General features: G+C 47.6%; 27 protein-coding genes. 17 read left to right on the forward strand and 10 right to left on the reverse strand.

The genetic code is table 11. The annotated features are described in order from the left end of the window. Window positions 1–147: 147 nt before the first annotated feature. The 3 genes from ruvB to ruvC form a co-directional block, all read right to left on the reverse strand. Window positions 148–1,149 (reverse strand): Holliday junction branch migration DNA helicase RuvB, encoded by a 1,002-nt coding sequence (gene ruvB, locus MJO57_RS20445; protein ID WP_252027079.1) that lies wholly within the window; start codon window positions 1,147–1,149, stop codon window positions 148–150. Window positions 1,150–1,315: 166 nt separating this feature from the next. Then, complete coding sequence (gene ruvA, locus MJO57_RS20450) at window positions 1,316–1,933, reverse strand: Holliday junction branch migration protein RuvA (protein WP_252018302.1); 618 nt, start codon at window positions 1,931–1,933, stop codon at window positions 1,316–1,318. Between the two features lie 14 nt (window positions 1,934–1,947). Then, a complete protein-coding gene (ruvC, locus tag MJO57_RS20455) occupies window positions 1,948–2,472 on the reverse strand; it encodes a crossover junction endodeoxyribonuclease RuvC (RefSeq protein WP_252018304.1) in 525 nt (174 codons plus the stop codon). Window positions 2,473–2,903: 431 nt separating this feature from the next. Here ruvC and MJO57_RS20460 point away from each other — a divergent pair, with 431 nt between their 5' ends. Continuing rightward, window positions 2,904–3,860: an IS1595 family transposase gene (locus MJO57_RS20460; protein WP_252017306.1), complete on the forward strand. Its 957-nt coding sequence runs from the start codon at window positions 2,904–2,906 to the stop codon at window positions 3,858–3,860. Between the two features lie 125 nt (window positions 3,861–3,985). Here MJO57_RS20460 and MJO57_RS20465 read toward each other — a convergent pair whose 3' ends face one another. After that, window positions 3,986–4,123: a hypothetical protein gene (locus MJO57_RS20465; protein ID WP_252018305.1), complete on the reverse strand. Its 138-nt coding sequence runs from the start codon at window positions 4,121–4,123 to the stop codon at window positions 3,986–3,988. Between MJO57_RS20465 and MJO57_RS20470 the strand changes: the two genes are divergently transcribed. Continuing rightward, entirely contained in the window at window positions 4,122–4,535 is a 414-nt protein-coding gene (locus MJO57_RS20470) for a DUF6444 domain-containing protein (protein ID WP_252017959.1), read from the forward strand. The two genes, MJO57_RS20465 and MJO57_RS20470, sit on opposite strands and share 2 nt — an antisense overlap. Before the next feature lie 112 nt (window positions 4,536–4,647). Here the strand turns inward: MJO57_RS20470 and MJO57_RS20475 are convergent, their stop codons facing one another. Then, the gene (locus MJO57_RS20475) at window positions 4,648–5,985 is read right to left on the reverse strand and encodes a transposase (RefSeq protein WP_252017304.1); all 1,338 of its coding nucleotides are present in this window, start codon (window positions 5,983–5,985) and stop codon (window positions 4,648–4,650) included. 104 nt (window positions 5,986–6,089) lie between these two features. On the opposite strand from MJO57_RS20475, the gene MJO57_RS20480 reads away from it, so the two are divergent. From MJO57_RS20480 to MJO57_RS20535, 13 genes are all read left to right on the forward strand, one after another. After that, a complete protein-coding gene (locus MJO57_RS20480) occupies window positions 6,090–6,362 on the forward strand; it encodes a hypothetical protein (RefSeq protein ID WP_252018307.1) in 273 nt (90 codons plus the stop codon). Further along, window positions 6,359–7,873, forward strand: a complete 1,515-nt coding sequence (locus MJO57_RS20485; RefSeq protein ID WP_252017330.1) for an IS66 family transposase — start codon at window positions 6,359–6,361, stop codon at window positions 7,871–7,873. The genes MJO57_RS20480 and MJO57_RS20485 overlap by 4 nt, the downstream gene beginning before the upstream one ends. Further along, on the forward strand, window positions 7,863–8,225 hold the full coding sequence (locus MJO57_RS33375; protein WP_371924653.1) for a winged helix-turn-helix domain-containing protein: 363 nt from the start codon (window positions 7,863–7,865) through the stop codon (window positions 8,223–8,225). The genes MJO57_RS20485 and MJO57_RS33375 overlap by 11 nt, the downstream gene beginning before the upstream one ends. Further along, window positions 8,143–8,826, forward strand: coding sequence for an IS630 family transposase (locus MJO57_RS20490; protein WP_252018308.1), 684 nt, complete (start codon window positions 8,143–8,145; stop codon window positions 8,824–8,826). The genes MJO57_RS33375 and MJO57_RS20490 overlap by 83 nt, the downstream gene beginning before the upstream one ends. A 572-nt stretch (window positions 8,827–9,398) precedes the next feature. Then, complete coding sequence (locus tag MJO57_RS20495) at window positions 9,399–9,740, forward strand: HU family DNA-binding protein (RefSeq protein WP_252018310.1); 342 nt, start codon at window positions 9,399–9,401, stop codon at window positions 9,738–9,740. Window positions 9,741–9,931: 191 nt separating this feature from the next. Beyond that, window positions 9,932–11,257 carry an OprD family outer membrane porin gene (locus tag MJO57_RS20500; RefSeq protein WP_252018312.1) on the forward strand — a complete coding sequence of 442 codons (1,326 nt, stop codon included), beginning with the start codon at window positions 9,932–9,934 and terminating at the stop codon, window positions 11,255–11,257. A 233-nt stretch (window positions 11,258–11,490) separates the two neighbouring features. Next, the gene (locus tag MJO57_RS20505) at window positions 11,491–11,967 is read left to right on the forward strand and encodes a hypothetical protein (protein WP_252018314.1); all 477 of its coding nucleotides are present in this window, start codon (window positions 11,491–11,493) and stop codon (window positions 11,965–11,967) included. Between the two features lie 88 nt (window positions 11,968–12,055). Next, the gene (locus MJO57_RS20510; protein ID WP_252018316.1) at window positions 12,056–13,552 is read left to right on the forward strand and encodes a hypothetical protein; all 1,497 of its coding nucleotides are present in this window, start codon (window positions 12,056–12,058) and stop codon (window positions 13,550–13,552) included. Window positions 13,553–13,766: 214 nt separating this feature from the next. Continuing rightward, entirely contained in the window at window positions 13,767–14,039 is a 273-nt protein-coding gene (locus MJO57_RS20515; RefSeq protein ID WP_252018318.1) for an FmdB family zinc ribbon protein, read from the forward strand. A 67-nt stretch (window positions 14,040–14,106) separates the two neighbouring features. Then, window positions 14,107–15,891, forward strand: a complete 1,785-nt coding sequence (aspS, locus tag MJO57_RS20520; RefSeq protein ID WP_252018320.1) for an aspartate--tRNA ligase — start codon at window positions 14,107–14,109, stop codon at window positions 15,889–15,891. Between the two features lie 61 nt (window positions 15,892–15,952). After that, window positions 15,953–16,699, forward strand: coding sequence for a YebC/PmpR family DNA-binding transcriptional regulator (locus tag MJO57_RS20525; RefSeq protein ID WP_252018322.1), 747 nt, complete (start codon window positions 15,953–15,955; stop codon window positions 16,697–16,699). Between the two features lie 280 nt (window positions 16,700–16,979). Then, window positions 16,980–18,494, forward strand: coding sequence for an IS66 family transposase (locus tag MJO57_RS20530; protein WP_252017330.1), 1,515 nt, complete (start codon window positions 16,980–16,982; stop codon window positions 18,492–18,494). A gap of 694 nt (window positions 18,495–19,188) precedes the next feature. Beyond that, window positions 19,189–19,419, forward strand: coding sequence for a cold-shock protein (locus tag MJO57_RS20535; RefSeq protein ID WP_252027080.1), 231 nt, complete (start codon window positions 19,189–19,191; stop codon window positions 19,417–19,419). A gap of 68 nt (window positions 19,420–19,487) precedes the next feature. Here the strand turns inward: MJO57_RS20535 and MJO57_RS20540 are convergent, their stop codons facing one another. From MJO57_RS20540 to MJO57_RS20550, 3 genes are all read right to left on the reverse strand, one after another. Continuing rightward, window positions 19,488–19,688 (reverse strand): SlyX family protein, encoded by a 201-nt coding sequence (locus MJO57_RS20540; protein ID WP_252018324.1) that lies wholly within the window; start codon window positions 19,686–19,688, stop codon window positions 19,488–19,490. Between the two features lie 134 nt (window positions 19,689–19,822). Beyond that, window positions 19,823–20,278, reverse strand: a complete 456-nt coding sequence (locus tag MJO57_RS20545) for an HIT domain-containing protein (RefSeq protein ID WP_252027081.1) — start codon at window positions 20,276–20,278, stop codon at window positions 19,823–19,825. Window positions 20,279–20,325: 47 nt separating this feature from the next. Then, window positions 20,326–21,366 carry an IS1595 family transposase gene (locus MJO57_RS20550; RefSeq protein WP_252017335.1) on the reverse strand — a complete coding sequence of 347 codons (1,041 nt, stop codon included), beginning with the start codon at window positions 21,364–21,366 and terminating at the stop codon, window positions 20,326–20,328. Between the two features lie 235 nt (window positions 21,367–21,601). Between MJO57_RS20550 and MJO57_RS20555 the strand changes: the two genes are divergently transcribed. Both MJO57_RS20555 and MJO57_RS20560 read left to right on the forward strand, forming a co-directional pair. Further along, window positions 21,602–23,320, forward strand: coding sequence for a proline--tRNA ligase (locus MJO57_RS20555; protein WP_252018327.1), 1,719 nt, complete (start codon window positions 21,602–21,604; stop codon window positions 23,318–23,320). Between the two features lie 10 nt (window positions 23,321–23,330). Beyond that, window positions 23,331–23,960, forward strand: coding sequence for a lytic transglycosylase domain-containing protein (locus MJO57_RS20560; RefSeq protein ID WP_252018328.1), 630 nt, complete (start codon window positions 23,331–23,333; stop codon window positions 23,958–23,960). Here the strand turns inward: MJO57_RS20560 and MJO57_RS20565 are convergent. Together MJO57_RS20565 and MJO57_RS20570 are read right to left on the reverse strand one after the other, a co-directional pair. Further along, window positions 23,957–24,229: an acylphosphatase gene (locus MJO57_RS20565; protein WP_252018329.1), complete on the reverse strand. Its 273-nt coding sequence runs from the start codon at window positions 24,227–24,229 to the stop codon at window positions 23,957–23,959. The two genes, MJO57_RS20560 and MJO57_RS20565, sit on opposite strands and share 4 nt — an antisense overlap. After that, complete coding sequence (locus tag MJO57_RS20570; RefSeq protein WP_252018330.1) at window positions 24,222–24,656, reverse strand: TlpA disulfide reductase family protein; 435 nt, start codon at window positions 24,654–24,656, stop codon at window positions 24,222–24,224. The genes MJO57_RS20565 and MJO57_RS20570 overlap by 8 nt, the downstream gene beginning before the upstream one ends. Between the last annotated feature and the right edge of the window lie 283 nt (window positions 24,657–24,939).

Below are 24,939 nucleotides of genomic sequence, written 5' to 3' on the forward strand. Positions count from 1 at the left end.
TCTGTGGCAATTCACGTAAGGAATATCATGACGCGATATTACAGCAAAAGGCGAGTCACCTATCATAATACCGCAATGAAAACATAGGAGGTTGATACCCCCTTCGGGCATGACGTGCCGTCTTGCTCATCTTAACCTCAACAGATACTAGGGGTAATCATAGCCAAAATGCAGATAAGCGTGCTTAGTTAATATCCGACCTCTCGGTGTTCTCATAATATACCCTTGCTGAATCAAGTAGGGCTCAAGGACATCTTCAATAGTATCCCTCTCTTCACTGATGGCCGCCGCGAGACTGTCAACCCCCACAGGGCCACCATCAAACTTTTCAATCATGGCCAACAACAGGCGACGATCCATATGATCAAAGCCACTGACATCGACATCCAGCATATTCAGGGCAGCATCAGCCAGTTCGCGGGTCACCGTACCATCACCTTTTACTTCCGCATAATCCCTGACTCTTCTCAGCAACCGATTGGCTATACGGGGGGTTCCTCTTGAACGGCGAGCCACTTCATTGGCCGCCTCACTGTTCATTTGCACCCCGAGGATACGGGCAGAACGGAGAACTATTGAACTCAGGTCCGCCACATTGTAGAACTCAAGCCGCTGTACGATACCGAAACGATCCCTTAACGGTGACGTCAATAGCCCAGCACGTGTGGTCGCTCCTATCAGCGTAAAAGGTGGTAGGTCCAGTTTGATCGAACGTGCCGCAGGACCTTCACCAATCATGATATCCAACTGATAATCTTCCATCGCCGGATAAAGCACTTCTTCAACCGCTGGGCTAAGACGATGGATTTCATCAATAAACAGAATGTCATTAGGCTCAAGATTAGTGAGAAGGGCCGCAAGGTCTCCGGCTTTCTCAATAACCGGCCCGGAAGTCGAACGGATATTGCTGCCCATTTCATTGGCAAGAATATGCGAAAGTGTCGTCTTACCCAGACCGGGTGGACCAAATATCAACGTATGATCCAGAGCATCGCCGCGCTTTCGGGCCGCCTGGATAAATATCTCCATCTGCTCCCTGACCTTTGACTGCCCTGTATACTCACTCAACCTGACCGGTCGTATGGCACGATCCTGAACCTCTTCGTTCGGGCGCTCACTGGCCGAAATTAAGCGATCTGCTTCAATCATCATTTTTTCCGGGAATTCTCTTAAACCAGGCTAACAATTCTTATGCTCGGTGCGGATGGAAATCCAAGGGTTGCCATTCTTGCAGGTTATTCTGTCTACTACCTAAATCCATTAGAATCATCCACACACCAGCCGTTACCTCCGCAAACCTTATATCAACGTACATCTAAATCATACTTCTCAGAGCCTGTCTTATGAGTTCTTCACTGGACAGACCGTCGACTTTAATCCGACCAATAACCTTACTGGCTTCCTGGGGCTTATAGCCCAGGGCAACCAGAGCACTGACGGCTTCCTGCTCAGTATCAAGCGCCTGCTTTTCGATAGCCTGTCCCAACGGTGTTCCCATCAAACCATCAAACTGTGCAGCTGAACTATCCCATTTTGACAGTTTATCTTTTAACTCAACGATGAGGCGTTCCGCTGTTTTCTTGCCAACGCCGGGTAGTTTCACCAGGGTGGAACTATCACCATCATGGACACACCGCACAAAATCAGACGATTCTATTCCGGAAAGCAATGTTAAACCCAGTTTTGGACCAACCCCATTCACTTTAATCAGGGTACGGAAAAGCTCTCGCTCCCGGGCGTCACTGAAACCATAAAGTAGCTGCGCATCTTCTCTAACAACAAAATGCGTATAAAGCGTTGCTTCAGCGCCGACCTCTGGCAGGCGATAAAACACCGACATCGGTGCTTCAACTTCATAGCCCACCCCGCCGGCCTCAATGAGTAGATAGGGCGCTTTTTTCTCCAGCACAATTCCACGAAGTCTGCCTATCATTTTCAGTATCTCTTCTAACGACTTAATAACCGGCGATTTCTTCTGCCCGTCGCACCCGCCATTCGAACCAGGCTTGCCCGCGTGTGGGCGTGACACAATGCCACTGCCAGTGCATCGGCCGCGTCTGCCTGGGGTGTTTTATCCAGTTTCAGGATTGAGGTAATCATATGCTGAACCTGCGACTTTTCAGCAGACCCTTTGCCCACCACAGCTTGTTTCACCTGCCGGGCCGAGTATTCAGAAACTTCAAGACCATGATTCACAGCTGCAACAATAGCTGCTCCGCGAGCCTGCCCCAGCTTCAGGGCAGAGTCGGCATTGCGTGCCATAAATACTTGCTCGATACCGACAGATTGTGGACTGTACATTTCAATAACGGTATTGATACCCTGAAAAATCTGGGCAAGTCTTTCTGGTAGCGGCCCCTCCTGGATTCGGATACAGCCAGACGCCACGTATTTACATTGGGAGCCTATTTCCTCAATGATTCCATACCCGGTAATCCTGGACCCGGGATCAATCCCCAACAATAAGGCCATTCCATTTCTTTTCCAAACGTATCGTCAAACAGAATACTGTATATACATACACGTTTCCAGCATTACAATTTTAAAACACGGCATTACCAAAATACGCTACGAAACTAAACGGTTGCGACTTACTCTTGAACGTGAGTTTTGGGGAGTCAGCTTGCCAGATGAACAATCAAGTAAAAACATTACTGACCATTGCCAGTGTTACCTTGGTACTCTTTCTGATTACACTTGTTTTTAACCTTTAAAGGAACCCCGGAGATAACAGACACTTATATTAACTCCTGTGGTTCAGTTTCTGCGCCTTTATGTAGATATAAAAAAACCCGGAGTCATCCGGGCTTTCGATAAAACGTTTCCTGATTACCACCGACCCTACGTCGTGAGCCAGCTGCTATAATAAACGTCGATAGTCATGTGTTTTGGAGGTAAAACTGATGTGTAAAAACACCATTCAGTTCCAAAAAGGCCTTGGCATTATGCAATTTCTGGCTAATTACGGCAGTGAAGAGCAGTGTGAGAACGCGCTGTCCTCTTGGCGCTGGCCAGATGGCTTCCAATGCCCGAAGTGTGGCTCCCGCAGTTTCTGCAAGCTTCACCGGAAAGCTGAATTCCAGTGCAATTGCTGCCGTTGCCAAACCTCGCTTACCAGTAACACTATCTTTGACTCAACAAAGCTGCCTCTAGCTACCTGGTTTCTGGGTATCTATCTCGTCACCCAGAATAAAGCGGGGATTTCTTGCCTGACGCTTCATCGACAACTTGGCATTTCCTACAATGCCGCATTGCGCATGAAACACAAACTCATGCAGGTCATGATGGAAAGAGATAACAGCTGGCAGTTGAGTGGTTTTGTTCAGATTGATGACGCCTATTGGGGCGGAGAGCGCCACGGAGGCCGCCGGGGCAGAGGCTCAGAGAACAAAGCCCCCTTCGTGGCCGCAGTTCAGACAGATGCTGATAACCACCCTATCTACATGAAGTTCAATGCCGTTGATAACTTCCGGCGAAAAACCATTCAGGAGTGGGCAGAACATGCCCTGAAAAAGGGTGTCCGGGCCGTCAGCGATGGCTTGTCCTGTTTCCGGGGTATTGAAGATGCCGGATGCCAGCACACAGCCATCATTACCGGTGGTGGGCATGCATCCATGGAGAATGAGTTGTTCACCTGGGTAAATACCATGCTGGGAAACGTGAAAACAGCGATTACCGGTACTTACCATAAGCTCGACCCCAAGCATCTGGGCCGTTATCTATCAGAGTTCAACTATCGGTTTAACCGGCGTTTTGATATGCCTTCAATGATCTCAAGGCTAGGTCGGGCTGCAGTCAATACAGCACCGATGCCGGATCGACTTCTCAAACTGCCAGACGTCCAGTGGAAACCGGGTTAGCCATCAACCGATAATTGAAAGTCATTTGACGTATTAATATCATTATTTCGAATGATGATGTGGGTCTTTGCTTGTTCGGAGCGGTTATGAAACCGAATTTAGTTGATAATCTGGAGAACAAGCCGTCATGATGCCTGCTCCACCGGTAATACTGGAGAGGTTCTATTATTTCGTAACTGTTCAGCACCCCCACATAAATCTGGAATTTTCTGATTTTTATACCATCCTCTTAAGCACCATTTTTCCACAATATTCGCCAGCATGATTCCAGAACTACCCGCAACTATGTCGGCTGAGATTCTCTTGAAAGAGAATGCAGAGCTGCGGATGAGAGTTGCCTGTCTGGAAGAGCGATGTCGAGAATTGGAAGAAAAGGTTGGCAAGAACAGTCAAAACAGCAGCAAGCCGCCATCGTCTGATGGTTATCAAAAACCTTGTAAAAACAGTAATTCTCCAGATCATTCTGACGACCTTTCCGCAGATAAAGGTACCGATCCATCGGATGAAAAACCCAATCCTAAAAGTCTGAGACAGTCTTCTGGTAATAAAGCCGGTGGAAAGAAAGGGCATCAGGGCACTTGTCTTAAACAGGTCGATATCCCTGACTATATTGAGTACCTTCCGGTTAAAGAATGCAATAAATGTCAGGCGTCTCTTCTTGATACTCGACTTTAGAGTCTGTATAAAACGATAATTCGGTCAGCTTTTTATAGTGAAGCAAGCCGAAATCAGTGAACTGTTTTTCCAAGTTCGTTATTACTTCCGTTTTTTGCCTAAAAGCCTTTAGTTATGCTGCTTCTGAATTATCCGGTATTAACTGGTCGATCAGATCGCGAAAATTGAACTCATATTTTTGCTTATATCTGTTCCAGCCCTTGCGAATAGAGAACCTCGGAATAATTCCTGAAAGAGCAATTTTCATCATGCCTGCAGTGGTTGTATCCGGGCTTCTCCAGGGTATCCGAGAAATATTCAGACATGCCTGATTTTTACAAACGGTTAATAACTGCAATAATGCATAGCCTGCCATTTTCAAATGCATCCATCGAAGCAGTGTTCGCAATTTCTGCTGCCATAAATGGCAACAGCCAAAAGCATGTTTGAGTTGGTGAAACATTGGCTCTACCGGCCATCTCCGGGAATAGGCACGAAGCACCTCCAGTCCCTCAAGTTCCGGATTGGTCGAGATGAATATTCTGCTTTCGGTCAGACCTTTGTCATTTTCAAAGCGACTCCAGACGACGCGTACTTCACGACCTTTAAGGAATCTGGCGCGACAGATCAGGGTACGATAACGTATTTTGCGAAATTTGCCGTACATCCATACTGTTGCTTTTTCTTCCGGCAGTTTCTTAACCTGTTCTGTCGTCATCTTGATGCCGTACTTTTTTGGGCGCCCTCGCTTCTTTACGGTGGGTGCTGGCGGCAAAGCATAGAGGGCCCGATTTGAAGGTATCTGACCAACAACTTCTATGTTCATTTCCAGAGCTGGCTTTATCAGTGTCCAGTTCATATACCAGCAATCGGTTAGCAGGCGTAGCACTCGATCCTTCACTTCATTGCGTACCACCCTGAGCATGGCCACGGCAATTTTCAGTTTGCTGGTGTTACCTGAAGCTGGTGTCGGAAATGAGATCACCGGTATGGCGGTAAATACTTCATCTGCAGCCCGCTCAAATATGATGGCCAGGGAAACCCAACACTGCCCCCAGATGTACGTCGGCCGATTGCGTTTCTTGCTGTGTTGATGATGTGTACGACAAGCAGGGGCTTTGTCGGAAAACCGTTCGATTACCCAGTCATCAAGCCCCAGGACCACAGGTTGATTCTCAGGAGCTTTGGAGCAGACCAGACGGATCAAGTGGCGTGCCAAGTTCTTCCATTGCCACTTGCCCTGAGATAGCCAGTGGTGGTAGCTGCTCCACACACAATGAAAATCAATTGTTAACAACGCCTGTGTAACAAAGCCGTCGGCTGAAAGCATGCAACCGAACAGCAGTTCGCAGAACGTTGGTACTGCAGTTGATGATAGCGCTCCAGCAAGAAAGGTTGTATATGAAGCGAGCTCCCTGAGGATTACTTGATGATCTGAAGTGAGCATGGCAACCATCTCGAATTTCGTCATTGGGGATGGTTGCTTTTAGCAGATTATGCGCCGGAACTATTGTGCTCTTAAAACTCTAAAGTCGAGTTCTTGATAGTGAGCCGGTCAAATATATTGAACGACAGGTGTTTGAACCAGGGAGACCGGGTGAATTTGAAGTAACGGCCCATAGAGCTGAAGTAAAAATCTGCACTTGTGGTTGTCGGAATCAGGCTGAATTCCCGGAAGGTGTTACCGCTGCCGCACAATATGGCTCAGCCACACAGGCTATGGCCGTCTATCTTAACCAATACCATTTCCTGCCTGTAACTGTTCAGCACCCCCACATAAATCTGGAATTTTCTGATTTTTATACCATCCTCTTAAGCACCATTTTTCCACAATATTCGCCAGCATGATTCCAGAACTACCCGCAACTATGTCGGCTGAGATTCTCTTGAAAGAGAATGCAGAGCTGCGGATGAGAGTTGCCTGTCTGGAAGAGCGATGTCGAGAATTGGAAGAAAAGGTTGGCAAGAACAGTCAAAACAGCAGCAAGCCGCCATCGTCTGATGGTTATCAAAAACCTTGTAAAAACAGTAATTCTCCAGATCATTCTGACGACCTTTCCGCAGATAAAGGTACCGATCCATCGGATGAAAAACCCAATCCTAAAAGTCTGAGACAGTCTTCTGGTAATAAAGCCGGTGGAAAGAAAGGGCATCAGGGCACTTGTCTTAAACAGGTCGATATCCCTGACTATATTGAGTACCTTCCGGTTAAAGAATGCAATAAATGTCAGGCGTCTCTTCTTGATAGTGAGCCGGTCAAATATATTGAACGACAGGTGTTTGAACCAGGGAGACCGGGTGAATTTGAAGTAACGGCCCATAGAGCTGAAGTAAAAATCTGCACTTGTGGTTGTCGGAATCAGGCTGAATTCCCGGAAGGTGTTACCGCTGCCGCACAATATGGCTCAGCCACACAGGCTATGGCCGTCTATCTTAACCAATACCATTTCCTGCCTTTTAAGCGCGTGTCAGAGTATTTTAATACTCTCTATAAAATGAGTGTAAGTGCAGGCACTGTCGCCAATTTTGTGGCCAGAACCTATGAAAATCTGGCTTCTACTGAAGAGGTTATTCGTGACGCCTTGCGGGAATCGTCTGTTGCCGGAGCCGATGAAACGGGTATGCGGGCCGAGGGCTCTTTGCACTGGCTACACGTTATGCGGGATGAACAATGGACGCTCTACTACTTGTCTGAAAAGCGAGGTCGTGAGGCCATGGACACGATGGGCATACTGCTAACATTTGCAGGCGTTCTGGTTCATGATCATTGGAAATCCTATTTTGCATATGCGGCAACTCACGTACTTTGCAATGCCCATCACCTGAGGGAGCTTTTGGGTGTTGTTGATAGGGACAGCAATCAACTGGCGTTGCGATTGATGAAGCTACTGAGGCTTTCCTGGCATTACTGCAAGGGCTTTAAGACCATAGGTATGCTACAGATGCCAAGTGTTGTCTGTGAACGAATCGAGAAGATTTATGACCGGTTGCTTCAGCGGGCTCTAATGAAAGAAGTCGTCTATATGGAGAAGCAACGAGAGGAGCTTAAGCGCAAGAAAGTCAAGAATACTAAAGCTTACAATCTCTTCAAACGACTCACTGAGTTCAAGGCTGAGACACTGCGCTTCATGTCAGATTTTACCATTCCCTTCGATAACAATGGCAGTGAACGGGATGTTCGAATGGCCAAGTTAAAGCAGAAAATCTCAGGCTGCTTCAGGAGTGCAGACGGTGGTTCTATGTTTGCACGGATTCGCAGCTATTTGTCGTCTGCCAGAAAACAGGGAATGGACATATATCAATCACTTCATAGAGCTGTTCGGAATTACTGTAATATGCCTTTGCTCAGTGCTGAATAGTTACGAAATTTCAGAGATATACAGTACAGATCACGCCTGCGTATATGACTGGATCAACCGTTATAAAGAAGGTGGGTTTGAGGCATTAAAGACCAGACCATTTGGGGGCAGACCTCCCAAACTGTCGGATCTGCAAAGGGCAGAGCTTGCTGAGATACTTCTGATCAAAAATCCTACCGACTTCGGATTCTACAAGGCAATGTGGACTCGTGACATTGTTGCCGCCATCATCAAAAGTGAGTTTGGTATCACCATGCATCCGGCTGCTGTTGGCAAGATGCTTAAGAGAATGGGCTTTTCTCCTCAGCGTCCGGTACGCAAGGCATGGCAACAGTGTAAAAAAAGTCCATGACTGGCTGACAACTCGTTACCCTGAGCTTCGTAAAATTGCAGAAGAAAATGAAAATAATGCGCTTATCTACTTTGCTGATGAGAGCAGCGCACGTTCTGACTACCACAGCGGCACAACCTGGGGAAAGAAAGTCCGAACACCTGTCGTAGAAGCAACAGGGGCGCGGTTCGGTATCAATCTGATTTCTGCTGTCAGTGGCGAAGGCACCATGCGCTACATGACCATCAATGGTCGCTTCAATGCTGATCAGTTTATTCGTTTCCTGAAACAGCTGGTGCGCACTCATGACCGGCCGGTATTGGTTGTGGCTGACGGGCACTCTGCCCATAAGGCGAAAAAGGTTCTAAAATTTCTGCAGCAGGAACCTCGTTTATTGGGCATCCATATCTTGCCCGCTTATTCACCAGAGCTGAATCCCGATGAATACGTCTGGAGCTATTTGAAATCAGGTCACTTGGGAAGACTGATACTGCGAACCAAGGAAGCCTTTTTGAATGCATTTAAAAAAGGACTCAGGTCACTCCAGAAACAACCGGATAAAATTCTGGGCTTTTTCAGGGCTGAAGAGACCGCCTATGTATGTATACAAAGATTTGGGTAGGATGGGCGCATATCAATAACTGGAAGAGGGAGCTTTCATGGACGAGCCGCGCAAGCGGAAAGGATTTATAACAAGCGGGAAGGATCTATAACGGGAAGGATTTATAATGGGAAGGATTTATTAATAGTGCTGTGAACATTCTGGTTGTTTGTTGGAATGCGTGATTGACTCTGTTATTTGGGTGTGAATCTTTTGATAAAAAGTGCTCGACGTGGAAAAATGCCGATATTATAGTGGTATTCAGTACCTTGAATATCTACTGCTGCCACCTTCTATTTCATTCTGCGCTGTCTCCGAAAATGTTCAGTGGTTGTTGGTTATGTATAGATAGATAGCGTTGTACTCACGGAGTGATAAGGCCTTTTTCGAGAACGCCTTGTTGAGAATGGAGGTACGAAATCCGCCTGGTGCAGTGGCAGATAATGCAATAGCTGATCGTTGCAGTTAGCTGGTGAAAGCAAATTGCTTTACTCCAGACAGCAGCAAAATATTGGTAAGTGCCCAATGCCCTCTTTTAAAGGGAAAGCCTAAAGGGATGGCTGAAAAGGAATTTTCATCAGGAGAGTATGACGATGGCTGGGAAAAAAGCACCCGCAATCAAGGAAAAATACAGCAAAACCCAGATGCTGGCAGAGATAGCAGAAAATACCGGGCTTAGCAGAAAGCAGGTCAGTGCGGTAATGGATGAGCTGGGGGAATTGGTCGAACGACATATAAAAAAGCGGGGTTGTGGTGAATTTACATTGCCTGGTCTATTGAAAATTATTACCAAGAAGAAGCCTGCTCAAAAAGCCAAAAAAGGCGTCCCTAATCCTTTCAAACCCGGCGAACTAATGGATGTGCCAGCCAAGCCTGCTTCTATACAGGTAAAGGTAAGGCCTTTGAAGAAGTTGAAAGAATTTGCAACATCATAGGCTGCTCATACTAGCTGCAAAAACAAAGGGGCTTAACAGCTCCTTTTTTATGGTTGCAATTTGATCAGTGTTGTAGAAAAATAACTCGCGTTGCGAAAAGGACGTATATCACCAAGGGGAACTGCTTATGTCAGTTGGTGATGGTCGCAATAATAAACACAATACAAAGTACACAGGGAGCAATTCCAATTATGAAAACCCTTGCTAAAAGCGCACTGGGTGTAGCTGTTTCTGCGGCTGTTGCCGCTGCCTCTGTTCAGGCTTCTGAAGCAGTAACCGTTGATCCTAGCCTTACCTTTACCTACAAGAACTACTACTGGAAAGAAACAGCCAAAGATGACAATGGCTATGATCGTAATGAGTGGGCTCATGGTTTGGTAGCTGACTTTGACAGTGGTTATGTAAACGATCTTGTCGGTGCAGTTGTTACGGCTGGTTATGCGGGGCCTTTGAAAATTAAAGAAGGATTTAACTACTCAGCTTCAAATGTTGCTGGCTCATATATTGATGATGATCTGGATGGAGATAACGATACGTTAGTCGACTCTCATTCCATTTCAGGTTTTCAGCAGGCTTACTTGAAAGCAAAGCATACATTCAGCGGTGTTGATCTGGCCGGTACTGTCGGTGTTAAAAAGCGTAGTACAGAAACTTACGCTGATTCTGGTTCTCGTATCCTGGGTGCAAGTTCTACAGGTTATGATCTTTCTGTTAGCTTTGAAGGCGCTAGTCTGTATTTTACTGAAATTACCGGTTTTAGCGGACGTAATGATTCTTCTTTCAGCAATGATCTGAGTGATGGTTACGGCAATAAGGTCGAAAATGTTCGAATCTTTGGTAGTAACTACAGCTATGAAGACTTGGATCTTGCTGCTGAGTACGGTGAATCCAAAGAACTCATTCAGCAGCTTTTCCTGAAAGCAGCTTACAGCTTTGAGCTTGATGGTGTGAGCTCTATAGATCTGGATGCCCGTTATGGTAAGTCAGAAGCTAATGGTGATTTGGCTTCTTCTAATGAGCCCGAAATTGGGGCTGACTACGAAGCCCAGTATTACAACCTGAATGCTACATATAGTTATGGCAATGCTTATGTTGGCGTCGGTTACAACAAGACCAAAGATGGTGATTACATTGACCGGTATGTAGATGGTAATAATGACAGCTTCAATTCCAGCCTAGCTCAGTGGGAAGATTACTCTCTGGCAGGTGAAAAGGCTTATCTGGTTAATGGCGGCTATAACTTTTCCGATCAGGGACTTGAAGGCCTGAGCTGGGATGTCTGGTTTGCCAAGGGTACTGATGCTAAAGAAATTAATAATTTCAAGCGTAGAGAGTATGGCAGCTATATCTCTTACGCATTTGATGGTTCTCTAGAGGGTCTGTCCCTTGCGTGGTTATATGTTAACTATCGTGCAGATGGCAGCGTAGATGACTCTAATGATGAGTTCAGGCTGGGTACTCTGTACGATGAAGACGTTAATCGTCTGTACCTTACTTACTCTGTTGCTGCATTCTAAACAGATAATAGCTTAAGTTGAAAACAGAGGGCTGACGCCCTCTTTTTTTGTTTAGAAGATAATAGCTGGGCGAAAACAAGTTACGAGGCGATTTGTGTAACTATCTGTTTTTTAATACTGCTTTAAAGAATATTAATCTTTTGACTCCTAATGAAGCGTGGGTATAAGTATAAACTGGTTATAATTGAATAATACCTTAAATCATTTTATCAGGGATGAGGCTTTCGAGGGTTATGGATAATAAGGCTAATCAGCCATCCACGGCGTCACTTTGGCTCGCTTATCTGGCTAAAGGCGGCACCATGAAAGAACTTCGTAATATGGATCAAAATCAACTTGATGCCATGTACAAGGTGGCTTTTGCCCAGTTTAACTCCGGGCATTTTACCGATGCATTAAAGGTCTTCCGACATCTTTGTCTGCTTGATCATACCCGCTATTGCTATTTTCTTGGCTTGGGATTATCACAGTATGAACTTTCCCTTTTTGCTCAGGCTGCGGCAACCCTGGCTCATGCGGAAAAGCTTGATCAGAATGATCCAAGGGCTTCACTGATGATGGCTAAATCCTTTATTGGGATTAAACGCTGGTCTCTGGCTCAGAAAGCTATATCAGAGACGGTAGTAAGAGCGAGCCATTCTGCCCGTTGGAAAGATGAGCTTCAGCAGGCAAAGAAATTGACCTGTTTTGTCGCTGGCAAGTTGCAGTGAAGATGTTTTCAGGATTGTTTGTTACCGGGGAAAGTAGACGGAATCAGGTTGATTTTCAGGGATAGCGCAGTTCATGGAGGGGGTTATTATGTCGAGTTCAGTTGGAGAATCAGGTAGTGTTCAGGCAGGAAGTGCTGCTGCTCCGGGGGCGTCGGGCAATGTTTCGGCAGATTCCGGGAGTGCGGTAAGTAGTGGTTACAGTGCAGCAAACTCTGTCTCGCAAGCTGCGGGTTCCAGTTCAGACGGAAGTCAAGCGGGTGTCTCTCTGGATGCTCCTGCAGATAATAGCGGTGCTGGTGGTGTTGATTTTCTGGCGCAAGCGTTGCAGACAAAGCTTGATTCGTTTCGTGCCACTATTGCCCAAAATAATGCGCTGACGCCAGAGGGGCTTGATCTTTCTGATACCCGGAACCTGCTGTTGTCCTTAAGGGGGATGATTAATGATCTTATGGTACTTAATAGTGTTACAACGATTGAATTACGGTCTTTAGACCGGCAGACACGGATTTCCCTTCCATCAGACATTAATGGTTTAAAAAAATCGGTCGCAGATACGCAGGGTTTAATCAACAGCAAGCGGTCGCAACTGGAAGGGGCATCTGATTATCAGAAACAAACCCTGCAAAATGAAATAGCCTCATTAGAAGCCACAAACTTGTCCAGGCAGGTTCGACTGTCTGCCAAAGAGACATTGTTAGGATTTCATGGTACTGAGGATAATGCCGTCAGTGCTTTGTCGGTCCCCCTGGTAAAGGCTATCAGTCCGGAATCACTGGAATCCGGTGAAGAGCGGCTGGATGACTTGAAACAGGAATTACAGGTAATAGACAAGCGTTTTGCCAGTGACGAGGTTCGCTCCAGGCTGGCTGGCCTTATTGTCGCCGAGTACAACAAGAAGACCGTTCGGGAATCTGATGGTTACTTTGAAAGTGGTCACCAGCAGGATTTTTCTGAGGAATTAACATCGCTGATAAGCCCGGAATTTGTTGATAACCTGTTCAGTCTCTTTTCAGCTACGGATGCCTCTACACTGGCCTCAATAAGAAACCAGACCGCCCCGTCTGAGCAACAGTTAACTGATGCTGCTGAAAGTCTGGCCTTGGTAATGCTTGCAGAGTCACAGATAATAGCCAGTGAAGAAAATCCCGTCGATCAGCCTAATTTTCTTCCAGAGCCACGGGAAGCAGTCAGTAAGGAAAACCCCGTCGATCCGGCTGATTTTCTCCCAGAGCCACAGGGAAAAGTCAGTGAAAAAGATCCCGTTGATTCGCCCGGTTTTATTGCCAAGCCAGGGGAAACAGCCGGTGAAGAAAATCCCGTCGATCAGCCCTATTTGGGTGATAGTCTCAGTTTTGAGGGGGCTAATAATCCACAGGCTTTTGCACTGCTTCTTTTAAAAGACCGGATGTCTGATATGCAAGAGGCGCTGGGCACGAATGCTGATGGGGTCCTTATTGATTCTGTTGGAGACAGCCAGATTGCCCAACTGCTCGAAACAGAACGAGCGGTCAATGTCATGGTTATGGAGGCTGACAGGGATCGGGAACGTTATGAGGCGGCTATTCCCAAGTCCCATCCGGTTTGAGAAGCAATATCGAAGGCAGAGCCGACCACTGAACAACAAAGCCGAGTGGGCAGTGGGCTTTTTCCATTCTGGTAACCCGTGCGTTTTTTTTGTTTGACAGCGGCTGACTCTGCCTGTCTTTGGGGTATAATGCCCGTTTTTCTGCGAATCAGTAAATATTCCATGCGGTATTGATGGTGCTTACTGTTGTGATTAAAAGGGTAGGCCAGCTTAAATGCCGATCTATGAGTATCAGTGTGAGCAATGCTCCGAAGTGATTGAAGCGATTCAAAAGTTCAGTGATGAACCGTTGAGTGATTGCCCTGCCTGTGGTCAGGCAGCCCTGAAAAAGCTGTTAAGTGCACCGTCCTTCAGGCTGAAAGGTGCTGGTTGGTATGAAACCGACTTTAAAGGAGGCAGTAAGAAAAACCTGTCTTCCAGTGATAACCACTGTCCAGCCAAGGATAGCAAGAGTAGTTGTGCCGGTTGTCCTGCAACCAGTAATTGATCAACTTCCTGTCAGCCCGGCGGCTGTATGGATGAAATCCAGTTGAATTCCTGATTTGAGGTATATTATGCGCAGCCATTATTGCGGCGAACTGAACCTTTCCCATGATGGGCAGGAGGTCACCCTCTGCGGTTGGGTACATCGCCGTCGTGATCACGGTGGCGTGATTTTTCTGGACCTGCGCGATCGCGAAGGCCTGGCTCAGGTGGTGGTAGATCCTGATACTGAAGAAGCATTTGCTCTCGCTGATAAGGTGCGTAGCGAGTATGTCCTGAAAATCGCAGGCATTGTGCGTCCTCGTCCAGAAGGCACCGTTAATAGCAATATGTCCACCGGTGAGATTGAGGTGCTGGGTAAACAGGTGGAAATCCTTAACCAGGCCCAGACTCCTCCCTTCCAGATCGAAGGTTACACTGAGGTTGGTGAAGATGTTCGTCTGCGTAACCGGGTCATTGACCTGCGTCGTCCTGAGATGCAGGAGAAACTGATTATTCGCAGTAAAGCGACCGCTGTAGTTCGTCGCTTTATGGAAGAACAGGGTTTTCTGGATATCGAAACCCCCATGCTGACCCGTGCAACGCCAGAGGGTGCCCGTGACTACCTGGTGCCCAGCCGTGTGCATCCGGGGCACTTTTACGCACTGCCTCAATCTCCACAGCTGTTCAAGCAGATGCTGATGGTGTCTGGCTTTGATCGCTACTATCAGATTGTGAAGTGTTTCCGTGATGAAGACCTGCGCGCTGATCGTCAGCCTGAATTTACCCAGATCGATATTGAGACATCCTTCCTGGATGAAGCTCAGATCATGGGAATTACCGAGTCCTTGATTAAAACACTGTTCATGGAAGTGAAGGGCGTGGATCTGGGGGCTGAATTCCCAAGGATGACCTATGCCGAAGCCATGAGCCGTTATGGTTCTGACAAACCAGACCTGCGTATTCCCCTGGAGCTGGTGGACGTGGCTGACCTGATGGCCGGTGTTGACTTCAAAGTGTTCAAAGGGCCAGCAGAAGATCCTAAAGGCCGTGTTGCCGCACTGAAAGTGACCGGCGGTGCCGAGCTGAGCCGTAAGCAGATTGACGACTACACGAAGTTTGTCAGTATCTACGGTGCCAAAGGCTTGGCCTGGATCAAGGTGAATGAGCTGGAGAAAGGGGTTGAAGGGCTTCAGTCGCCAATCATCAAGTTCCTGGGTGATGATGTCACCATGAACATCATGTCCCGTATTGGTGCAGCCAATGGTGACATCGTCTTCTTCGGTGCGGATAAAGAGACGATTGTGAATGAAGCACTGGGAGCCCTGCGTTGCAAAGTGGGTGAAGATCTGAGTCTTTATACCTGTGACTGGGCGCCACTGTGGGTCGTTGACTTCCCGATGTTTGAAGAGACCGATAATGGTGCCCTGACTGCCCTGCATCATCCATTCACCGCGCCAACTTGCACTCCGGAAGCGCTGGAAGCGAATCCATCTCAGGCATTGTCCCGGGCTTATGATATGGTTCTCAATGGCTATGAAGTGGGTGGCGGCTCTGTTCGTATTCACCGTCAGGAAATGCAGCAGGCCGTGTTCCGGGTACTGGACATTCAGGAAGAAGAACAGCGTGAGAAGTTTGGCTTCCTGCTGGATGCCCTGAAGTACGGTGCGCCTCCTCATGGTGGTCTGGCATTTGGCCTTGATCGTCTGGTTATGCTGTTGTGCGGTACAACTAATATTCGTGAAGTGATTGCTTTCCCGAAAACCCAGTCGGCTTCCTGTTTGCTGACTCAGGCTCCGGGTGAAGTGGAAACTCAGCAGCTCCGTGATCTGAATCTGCGCATTCGTCGCGATCCGGCATCTGCAACCAGTCACTGAATAATCATGGCAGTCGCCCTGTTGAGCGATTGCCAGCAAAGCGTCTTAAATAGAGGTTTCTATGGCAGGTCATAGTAAATGGGCCAACATCAAACACCGTAAGGCCGCGCAGGATGCCAAGCGGGGCAAGGTCTTTACCAAAATCATCCGTGAACTGACCGTTGCCGCGAAGCTGGGCGGCGGTAATGTTGAGGATAACCCGAAGCTGAGAGCGATCGTTGATAAAGCCCTGGCTGCCAATATGACCCGGGATACCATTAACCGCGCTATTGCCCGTGGTGCCGGTGGTGAAGATGATTCCAATATGGAAGAAGTCACCTATGAAGGCTACGGGGCTGGTGGTATCGCGGTTCTGGTTGAGTGCCTGACAGATAACCGCAACCGGACAGTGGCTGAAGTTCGTCATGCTTTTTCCAAGCATGGCGGTAACCTCGGAACCGATGGCTCGGTTGCTTATCTCTTCGAGCGCAAGGGCCAGATCTTCTTTGAAGAAGGTGTTAATGAAGAGCAACTCATGGACGCCGCTTTGGAAGCCGGTGCTGAAGATGTTGTCACAAATGATGATGGTTCTGCAGAAGTACTGACTGAATGGACGGAGTTCATGGCTGTCAAGGACGCACTGGAAGTCGCAGGGCTTAAACCAGCAGGTGGTGAAGTTGCCATGATCGCCTCCACCCAAACAGAGCTTGATCTGGCTGGTGCCGAAAAAATCATGAAGCTGATTGATCGCCTGGAAGATCTGGATGATGTTCAGAATGTCTACACGAATGCCGATATCCCTGCGGGGATAATGGAGCAGCTTGCCTGAGTAGTGGTCTGCTTTGTTTTACCGAAAAAGTTTTACCGAAAAAGTTTTACCGAAAAAGTTTTACCGAAAAAGTTTTACCGAAAACGTTTCCTGATTACCACTGATCGTACGTCATGACACAGGGAAAGATAATTTAAGAATATACGTGCAGCTTTTCATTCTTTATGTCTATAACCCGGTAAAGAAATAATGTAACTGTTCAGCACCCCCACATAAATCTGGAATTTTCTGATTTTTATACCATCCTCTTAAGCACCATTTTTCCACAATATTCGCCAGCATGATTCCAGAACTACCCGCAACTATGTCGGCTGAGATTCTCTTGAAAGAGAATGCAGAGCTGCGGATGAGAGTTGCCTGTCTGGAAGAGCGATGTCGAGAATTGGAAGAAAAGGTTGGCAAGAACAGTCAAAACAGCAGCAAGCCGCCATCGTCTGATGGTTATCAAAAACCTTGTAAAAACAGTAATTCTCCAGATCATTCTGACGACCTTTCCGCAGATAAAGGTACCGATCCATCGGATGAAAAACCCAATCCTAAAAGTCTGAGACAGTCTTCTGGTAATAAAGCCGGTGGAAAGAAAGGGCATCAGGGCACTTGTCTTAAACAGGTCGATATCCCTGACTATATTGAGTACCTTCCGGTTAAAGAATGCAATAAATGTCAGGCGTCTCTTCTTGATAGTGAGCCGGTCAAATATATTGAACGACAGGTGTTTGAACCAGGGAGACCGGGTGAATTTGAAGTAACGGCCCATAGAGCTGAAGTAAAAATCTGCACTTGTGGTTGTCGGAATCAGGCTGAATTCCCGGAAGGTGTTACCGCTGCCGCACAATATGGCTCAGCCACACAGGCTATGGCCGTCTATCTTAACCAATACCATTTCCTGCCTTTTAAGCGCGTGTCAGAGTATTTTAATACTCTCTATAAAATGAGTGTAAGTGCAGGCACTGTCGCCAATTTTGTGGCCAGAACCTATGAAAATCTGGCTTCTACTGAAGAGGTTATTCGTGACGCCTTGCGGGAATCGTCTGTTGCCGGAGCCGATGAAACGGGTATGCGGGCCGAGGGCTCTTTGCACTGGCTACACGTTATGCGGGATGAACAATGGACGCTCTACTACTTGTCTGAAAAGCGAGGTCGTGAGGCCATGGACACGATGGGCATACTGCTAACATTTGCAGGCGTTCTGGTTCATGATCATTGGAAATCCTATTTTGCATATGCGGCAACTCACGTACTTTGCAATGCCCATCACCTGAGGGAGCTTTTGGGTGTTGTTGATAGGGACAGCAATCAACTGGCGTTGCGATTGATGAAGCTACTGAGGCTTTCCTGGCATTACTGCAAGGGCTTTAAGACCATAGGTATGCTACAGATGCCAAGTGTTGTCTGTGAACGAATCGAGAAGATTTATGACCGGTTGCTTCAGCGGGCTCTAATGAAAGAAGTCGTCTATATGGAGAAGCAACGAGAGGAGCTTAAGCGCAAGAAAGTCAAGAATACTAAAGCTTACAATCTCTTCAAACGACTCACTGAGTTCAAGGCTGAGACACTGCGCTTCATGTCAGATTTTACCATTCCCTTCGATAACAATGGCAGTGAGCGGGATGTTCGAATGGCCAAGTTAAAGCAGAAAATCTCAGGCTGCTTCAGGAGTGCAGACGGTGGTTCTATGTTTGCACGGATTCGCAGCTATTTGTCGTCTGCCAGAAAACAGGGAATGGACATATATCAATCACTTCATAGAGCTGTTCGGAATTACTGTAATATGCCTTTGCTCAGTGCTGAATAGTTACGAAATTTCTTTGACATCAGCACCATCCAACCACTTTTGAATAGCCTCTATGCGAATAGACTCGCGAACAGTGTGGCTTAGCTTGCGTCCATCAACTCTACTCATAAACTGCCGCCCCCCTGAAAGAGGCGACAGTCTACTCAACTTTGTTGTGGGAGGCTTTGGCACATATCAATAAGTGTTCATCAGGCTCGTCAATATTTGAGAAAAAAACATCATAAAGGTACATTAACGACTGATATGGGAAACCATGTGTTCCATCAGAATAAGTTGCACTGATACTGATAACAAATAAAGGGAACATGCCTTGAAACATTTAAAAACGCTTCATCTTTTTACGGGCCTTTTGGCATTTTTTTTCGTCATTGCCATCATGACCAACCTGTACCAACCATCACCAGCAGCAGCCAATCCAGCGAACCCGATAATCGCATTATTGCTGATGGCTGCTTCAGTAAATTTGATGACAGGAGCCTACCTGAACAGCCGCAACAGCTACCAAAGGTGGCTGCAGATAACCGGTTCCATCCTGCTGTTAGCAGCACTTGGTGCGGCTATTGTCTTCGCCTTTAACAACACCCTGATGATTTCTGCCATTACGCTTGACCAGGTTACGTTATTTTCTATCAGCACGGGTACCTTGTTTCATGTCATCGCTAACCTGAACCGCCTTCCCGGCTCACAGACTGAACTGCCTGACCTCTCTGGCCGGGAAACCGGCTCTGTCAAATGGTTCAATGTCACTAAAGGATTTGGTTTTATTACCCGTGACATGGGTGAAGATGTCTTTGTGCATTACCGCGCTATACGCGGCGAAGGGCACCGAACCCTCAGCGAGGGACAGCGGGTTGAATTCATTGTGGTTGAGAAAGACAAAGGTCTTCAGGCAGAAGATGTCATTGCCGCACCCAAGGGAAGATAGCTAGTTTCCGTCTTTTGGCTGGATAGGTGAATTCCAGCCAAAAGAACCCGGAAATAGTCTAATCAATATCAATAATGGGGAGGAGGTAACTCTTCCTGACTTTCCAACTGTTCCGCAACCATCTCTTCAAATTGCTTTTTCAGTTGAGTCATGGCTTCGGTCAACCGGTCAATATCTTTCTGCTGCCGGGTAACCACTTCATTCAATTGAGCAATCGTATCCTCCTGATAACTCAACTGGGTTTGCAGCTCAAGCAGTTCATCAAGCATAGTTTGTTACTCCCACAGGCAGCCAGCCAAACCACTTTCGGCCATAAACCAGCATAAAAGATCAATTACACAGCAACTGAAAGTGGAATAAGGTGCGCAGTCTACTCCTTGCGCCTCAGCGTTCCAAATTTACCTTACCTGTCCGTTTCAGCCCACTGAAAAGAAGGCATATCCGCAATGCTTTTTTTCAGCTTTTGCATAACCTCTGAAAGCGCTTCATCAGTATAAGGTCTCGTGGGATGCCTGCCCCATACTGGCGCTGGCCAGGCAGGATCAGTGCTGTAACGGACAACATGATGTACATGCAGCTGTCGAACCACATTACCCAGTGCTGCTACATTGATCTTTTCCGCCGAGAAAAGCACCTGCAGCATTTCCGCAAGATAACAGGATTCAACAAGCAGTTGTTGTTGAGCAGCGTCATCCAATTGATAAATCTCTTCCACTCCCTGAATACGGGGCACCAGAATAAACCAGGGATACTGGCTGTCATTCATCAGTAAAAGGCGACAAACAGGAAAATCACCGACAACAACACAATCTCCTGCCAGCCGGGGATCCAGTTCAAAGCTACTCACAACACGACCCATCCAGTAAAAAATAGAATAGAGAAAGCGTTTTTCATCTTGTTCCAGGGCTAAGTTACCGTTAATGGTTGGAAGCACCAATGTTCAGTAATTCTGCTGATCAACCGGCCAACAGTTAATTTTTTTGCTGCCGTCAGTTCTCGCCTCCAGGCCAGATAATGGGGAAGGTAACGAGTTGCAACCCCTTGGAATACGCCGCCAATCCAGCGTTTTAAATGACTGTGATAAGAATTTACAGTCTGGATGTGGTAGATGCCTTCAACAACATGTTGACCTGCTGATGTCACCAGCTCCTTGAAGACAAATCCAAGCTTGTCAGCAAGTTTTTCGTGAGCGAGGTGTGCATCCGCACAGACCGTGGCCTGTATCGATATGCGGCCATTTAAATGCCTGCACAATTCATTAGCACTTTCGTTTTCTAATACACCGTCAACGGTATTTCGATTACGGTCCCGAGCCACCATTACCGGGACTTTTCGGGCTTTGTTGGGATCATTACCCCGCTTTCGGGTTGGCCGTGGAAGGCCTTCTCTTTGCCCTTTGAAGGATTCACGGAAAAATGTTTCATCAAGCTCAGTAATGCCACAAAGCTCTTCTGCTTGATCATTATTAATCACTTCAAGAAAGCGGTGACGCCAGCGGAACGCAGTTTTCAAGTCAATGGCATTCTCAGCAGCAGCTGGTCGCAAGACCATAGAGTGAGTCATACCTGCGAGGTACTTGTTCCATTTTTCAGGGTGCCTGAGCCTTGCCAAAGGCGTTCCACTAAAGGCGTTAAACGTTGAGTCGCAAGTCTTGCAGTGGTAGCGCTGTCGGCCATTTCGTATGCCCCAGCGACCAACGCTATGGCTTTTGCATTTGGGGCACCTGGGGTTTTCGGCAAATTGGGCAAGTATGCTCTTTTCTACGTCAGGTGTTGCATTATCGTTATTGGGTATAGATTCACTGTAAACAGGTTCAGAGTCAGTGGTTTCTACTACCTCGGTAACCTCTATTTGAGTACTAAGGAGCGAGTTGTTAAGAATGTCTCGCTGTTCACTGGTTAATGTTGAAATGGAATCAATAAAATTCTGGAAGAGTTCAGATTGCATATCACTCCCCTACAACGTAGATTTTATGGGAGTTTAGCTGATTCAACCATTAACGGTAACTTAGCCTTGTTCCAGCCTGTTGTACACGGTACAAAAGGGATTATTCAGAACCAATGATCAACAACAGGGGATTTTGAAACAGCGGTTGGTATAATAACCGATTGGCCTTAAAATGGCGCATTAATTAACGTCAAATTTTGACAAGCTTTTTTTGAATAGCCTGGTAAATGAGCACATGAGAACCAGTCAGTATCTGATTCCAACCCTCAAGGAGACTCCTGCCGATGCCGTGGTCATCAGCCATCAGCTGATGCTGCGCGCAGGCATGATCCGCAAACTGGCATCCGGCCTCTATACCTGGCTGCCTCTGGGTCTGAGAGTTCTGCAAAAAGTAGAAAATATTGTTCGTGAAGAGATGAATCGCTCTGGCGCATTGGAAACCCTGATGCCCGCGGTTCAACCGGCAGAGCTCTGGCAGGAAACCGGGCGCTGGGATCAGTTTGGAGCTGAGCTGCTGCGTTTTCAGGATCGCCATGGTCGTGATTTTGTCATTGGCCCAACCCATGAAGAAGTCATCACAGACATCGCCCGTAATGACCTGAACAGTTACAAACAGCTGCCGATCAACCTGTACCAGATCCAGACCAAGTTCCGTGATGAGCGTCGCCCACGTTTTGGCCTGATGCGTGGTCGTGAGTTTCTGATGAAAGATGCTTACTCATTCCATGCAACTGAAGCGTGTCTGCAAACAGAATATCAGAATATGCACGCCACCTACTGCCGTATCTTTGACCGTCTGGGTCTTGAGTTCCGTGCCGTTCAGGCTGACAGTGGCGCAATTGGCGGCAGCGGTTCCCAGGAGTTCCATGTTCTTGCCGAGTCCGGTGAAGACGCCATCGTATTCAGTGACCAGAGCGATTACGCGGCCAATATTGAGAAAGCAGAAGCAATTGCCCCTGAAGGTGACCGCCCAGCACCCTCCGAAGCGATGACACTGGTTGACACTCCGGATGCCAAGACCATCGATCAGCTGATAGAACAGTTCAACCTGCCTGTTGAAAAAACCATCAAGACGCTGATTGTGGCTGCAGCAGAAGACGCTGAAAGTGACTTCATTGCCCTGCTGATCCGTGGCGATCACGAGCTCAACGAAGTCAAGGCTGAAAACCTCGCAGAGGTCGCTTCTCCCCTGCGCTTTGCCACCGAAGAAGAAGTCAGGCACATCATGGGCGCTGGCCCTGGCTCCCTCGGCCCGGTTAACTGCCCAATCCCGCTGATTGTTGATCGCACCGTAGAGAAAATGGCCGACTTCGGTGCGGGTGCCAACATCGAAGGCAAGCACTACTTTGGTATCAACTGGGAACGTGACTGCACCTTTAGCCGGGTAGAAGACCTGCGTAATATTCAGGAAGGTGACCCAAGCCCATGCGGTAAAGGACAGCTGTTTATCAAACGTGGTATCGAAGTTGGCCATATTTTCCAGCTGGGTACCAAATACAGCGAATCCATGAACGCTACGGTTCTCAGCGAGAATGGCAAGAGCATTCCTCTGGCTATGGGCTGCTATGGTATCGGGGTGTCCAGAACCGCTGCTGCCGCCATTGAGCAGAACTACGATGACCGTGGAATTATCTGGCCGGAAGCCATTGCACCTTTCCAGATTGCCCTGGTCCCTCTGAAGATCGAAAAATCCGAAGTCGTCCGCGAAGCAGCCGACAAACTTTACCAGGAACTGACGGCTGAAGGCTTTGAAGTTCTGATGGACGACAGAAAAGCCAGTCCCGGTGTTAAGTTTGCCGACATGGAGCTTATCGGTATTCCACACCGCGTGGTACTCAGTGACCGGGGTCTGGCCGATGGCATGGTGGAATACAAGCATCGGACGGCAAACGACAAAGAAGATATACAGCTCAGTGAAATCATCGACTTACTTAAAAAGCGCACCAATCGCTAACGGTACTTTATTGACCGATAGCTCTTTACTCTCGCTCAGTAACTTGCTGAAAGCCGCCACCTCCAAAGCCCCGATACGGGCTTTGGGGCTTGCGGTCGTTCTTGGCATACCGCTTGCGCTACCAATAGCCAGTCATGCTGAATGGCACGACCCGATATTACAGGAAGTACTGTCACGTTCGCTGGATCAACCCAGCAGCTTCGATGATCCCTTTGAAGCCGAGGTCTGGCTGGTTGATATGTCGACCCGTTTATCCAGGTTTATCAAAGATCCTGCCCTGCGGCTCAAAGTGCTCAAAATGATTCACTTCGAAGCATCCAAAGTTGATTTGCAACCGGAACTGGTGCTGGCACTGATCCAGACAGAATCTGCCTTTGACCAATACGCTGTTTCTTCGGCCGGTGCCCAGGGTTTGATGCAGATTATGCCGTTTTGGAAAGATGTTATTGGCCGGGATAAGGATAACCTCATCACCATCGAGACCAACCTGCGCTATGGCTGCACCATTCTCAGTTACTACCTGGAGAAGGAGAACGGCAACCTGACCAGGGCACTGGCCAGATACAATGGCAGCCTGGGTAAAACCTGGTACCCGGAGCGGGTATTAACCAATTGGGAGCGTCACTGGATTGTGAATTAATTCGTGGTAAACGAGTCAAAAACCTGCAAAGATTCTTCTGCAATGGAAATATTAACCACCCTGGCCAGAGGTGGTCCTTTATGAAGCCACTCTTCCAACTTGGCTACCGCTCCTTCCGATCCACACATCAATACTTCAACCCTGCCATCCGGCAGGTTTCTGGCCCAGCCACCGATACCTAAACGGCGAGCCCTCTCCTGGGTTGAGCCTCGAAACCAGACACCCTGTACTCTGCCTTCGACAAAGGCTCTTTTGCACACATCAGCCATTTGATGAGGTTTCCTGTCGTTGATGTACACTTAACCGTTGAATCTGCTTTTCAAGGCTTTTCCGGGTCTGTGGTCCAAACAGTTTGGTCACTACTTTACCTTCCGGTGAAATAATATAAGTAGCGGGCAATACCCGGGGAGGCGGCTCGTTCAACACGGTCAAAGGTGACTCCTGAAGTACCGGGAATCGGATATCCAATGCTTTTACCTTACGGATTAATGAGTCCCCTCGGCTACTGTCAAAATCAACGCCGAGCACTCTGACCCGGCCATCACTGGCCAAGTCATTCAGCTCCGGAACTTCCTCCCGGCAGGGATCACACCATTCTGCCCAGAAATTCAACGCCAGCCATTGATCATCATCACTGGCAAGGGAAACAGGATCCCCGTTTACATCGGTAAAAGTAACTGGTTTGCTACAGGCCACAAGGACCACCAACAGTACAGCAACCAGAAAGCATTCCCATGTTCTTTTTATCCTCACCGATGCCTCCATAAATACTCATTGAACAGGCTGCATTATTTCAAATAGTGCTTCATACCGACTTCATACCGGCCACATTCATAAAGACCACAGCCTGACTAACGTTGCTAAACGACTTTACCAGCTAATTCTCCGACTATATGACGAGTCAGGTCAATGGACTCGTAGTAGCCAGCCCCCCCCCTTATTCTCCATCTCCACCCCATGAAGTTCCGGTTTACCAAAC

The organism is Endozoicomonas sp. SCSIO W0465 (assembly GCF_023716865.1).
GTDB lineage: Bacteria > Pseudomonadota > Gammaproteobacteria > Pseudomonadales > Endozoicomonadaceae > Endozoicomonas.

Excerpts from the sequence above, each read along its gene's own strand:
- MJO57_RS20500 (WP_252018312.1), top strand. The coding sequence starts at position 9,932 with ATGAAAACCCTTGCTAAAAGCGCACTGGGTGTAGCTGTTTCTGCGGCT.
- MJO57_RS20545 (WP_252027081.1), bottom strand. The coding sequence starts at position 20,278 with ATGGGTCGTGTTGTGAGTAGCTTTGAACTGGATCCCCGGCTGGCAGGA.
- MJO57_RS20550 (WP_252017335.1), bottom strand. The coding sequence starts at position 21,366 with ATGCAATCTGAACTCTTCCAGAATTTTATTGATTCCATTTCAACATTA.
- ruvA (WP_252018302.1), bottom strand. The coding sequence starts at position 1,933 with ATGATAGGCAGACTTCGTGGAATTGTGCTGGAGAAAAAAGCGCCCTAT.
- ruvB (WP_252027079.1), bottom strand. The coding sequence starts at position 1,149 with ATGATTGAAGCAGATCGCTTAATTTCGGCCAGTGAGCGCCCGAACGAA.
- MJO57_RS20495 (WP_252018310.1), top strand. The coding sequence starts at position 9,399 with ATGGCTGGGAAAAAAGCACCCGCAATCAAGGAAAAATACAGCAAAACC.
- MJO57_RS20530 (WP_252017330.1), top strand. The coding sequence starts at position 16,980 with ATGATTCCAGAACTACCCGCAACTATGTCGGCTGAGATTCTCTTGAAA.
- MJO57_RS20505 (WP_252018314.1), top strand. The coding sequence starts at position 11,491 with ATGGATAATAAGGCTAATCAGCCATCCACGGCGTCACTTTGGCTCGCT.
- MJO57_RS20510 (WP_252018316.1), top strand. The coding sequence starts at position 12,056 with ATGTCGAGTTCAGTTGGAGAATCAGGTAGTGTTCAGGCAGGAAGTGCT.
- ruvC (WP_252018304.1), bottom strand. The coding sequence starts at position 2,472 with ATGGCCTTATTGTTGGGGATTGATCCCGGGTCCAGGATTACCGGGTAT.
- MJO57_RS20465 (WP_252018305.1), bottom strand. The coding sequence starts at position 4,123 with ATGCTGGCGAATATTGTGGAAAAATGGTGCTTAAGAGGATGGTATAAA.
- aspS (WP_252018320.1), top strand. The coding sequence starts at position 14,107 with ATGCGCAGCCATTATTGCGGCGAACTGAACCTTTCCCATGATGGGCAG.
- MJO57_RS20470 (WP_252017959.1), top strand. The coding sequence starts at position 4,122 with ATGATTCCAGAACTACCCGCAACTATGTCGGCTGAGATTCTCTTGAAA.
- MJO57_RS20515 (WP_252018318.1), top strand. The coding sequence starts at position 13,767 with ATGCCGATCTATGAGTATCAGTGTGAGCAATGCTCCGAAGTGATTGAA.
- MJO57_RS20525 (WP_252018322.1), top strand. The coding sequence starts at position 15,953 with ATGGCAGGTCATAGTAAATGGGCCAACATCAAACACCGTAAGGCCGCG.
- MJO57_RS20555 (WP_252018327.1), top strand. The coding sequence starts at position 21,602 with ATGAGAACCAGTCAGTATCTGATTCCAACCCTCAAGGAGACTCCTGCC.
- MJO57_RS20475 (WP_252017304.1), bottom strand. The coding sequence starts at position 5,985 with ATGACGAAATTCGAGATGGTTGCCATGCTCACTTCAGATCATCAAGTA.
- MJO57_RS20540 (WP_252018324.1), bottom strand. The coding sequence starts at position 19,688 with ATGCTTGATGAACTGCTTGAGCTGCAAACCCAGTTGAGTTATCAGGAG.
- MJO57_RS20460 (WP_252017306.1), top strand. The coding sequence starts at position 2,904 with ATGTGTAAAAACACCATTCAGTTCCAAAAAGGCCTTGGCATTATGCAA.
- MJO57_RS20565 (WP_252018329.1), bottom strand. The coding sequence starts at position 24,229 with ATGGCTGATGTGTGCAAAAGAGCCTTTGTCGAAGGCAGAGTACAGGGT.
- MJO57_RS20485 (WP_252017330.1), top strand. The coding sequence starts at position 6,359 with ATGATTCCAGAACTACCCGCAACTATGTCGGCTGAGATTCTCTTGAAA.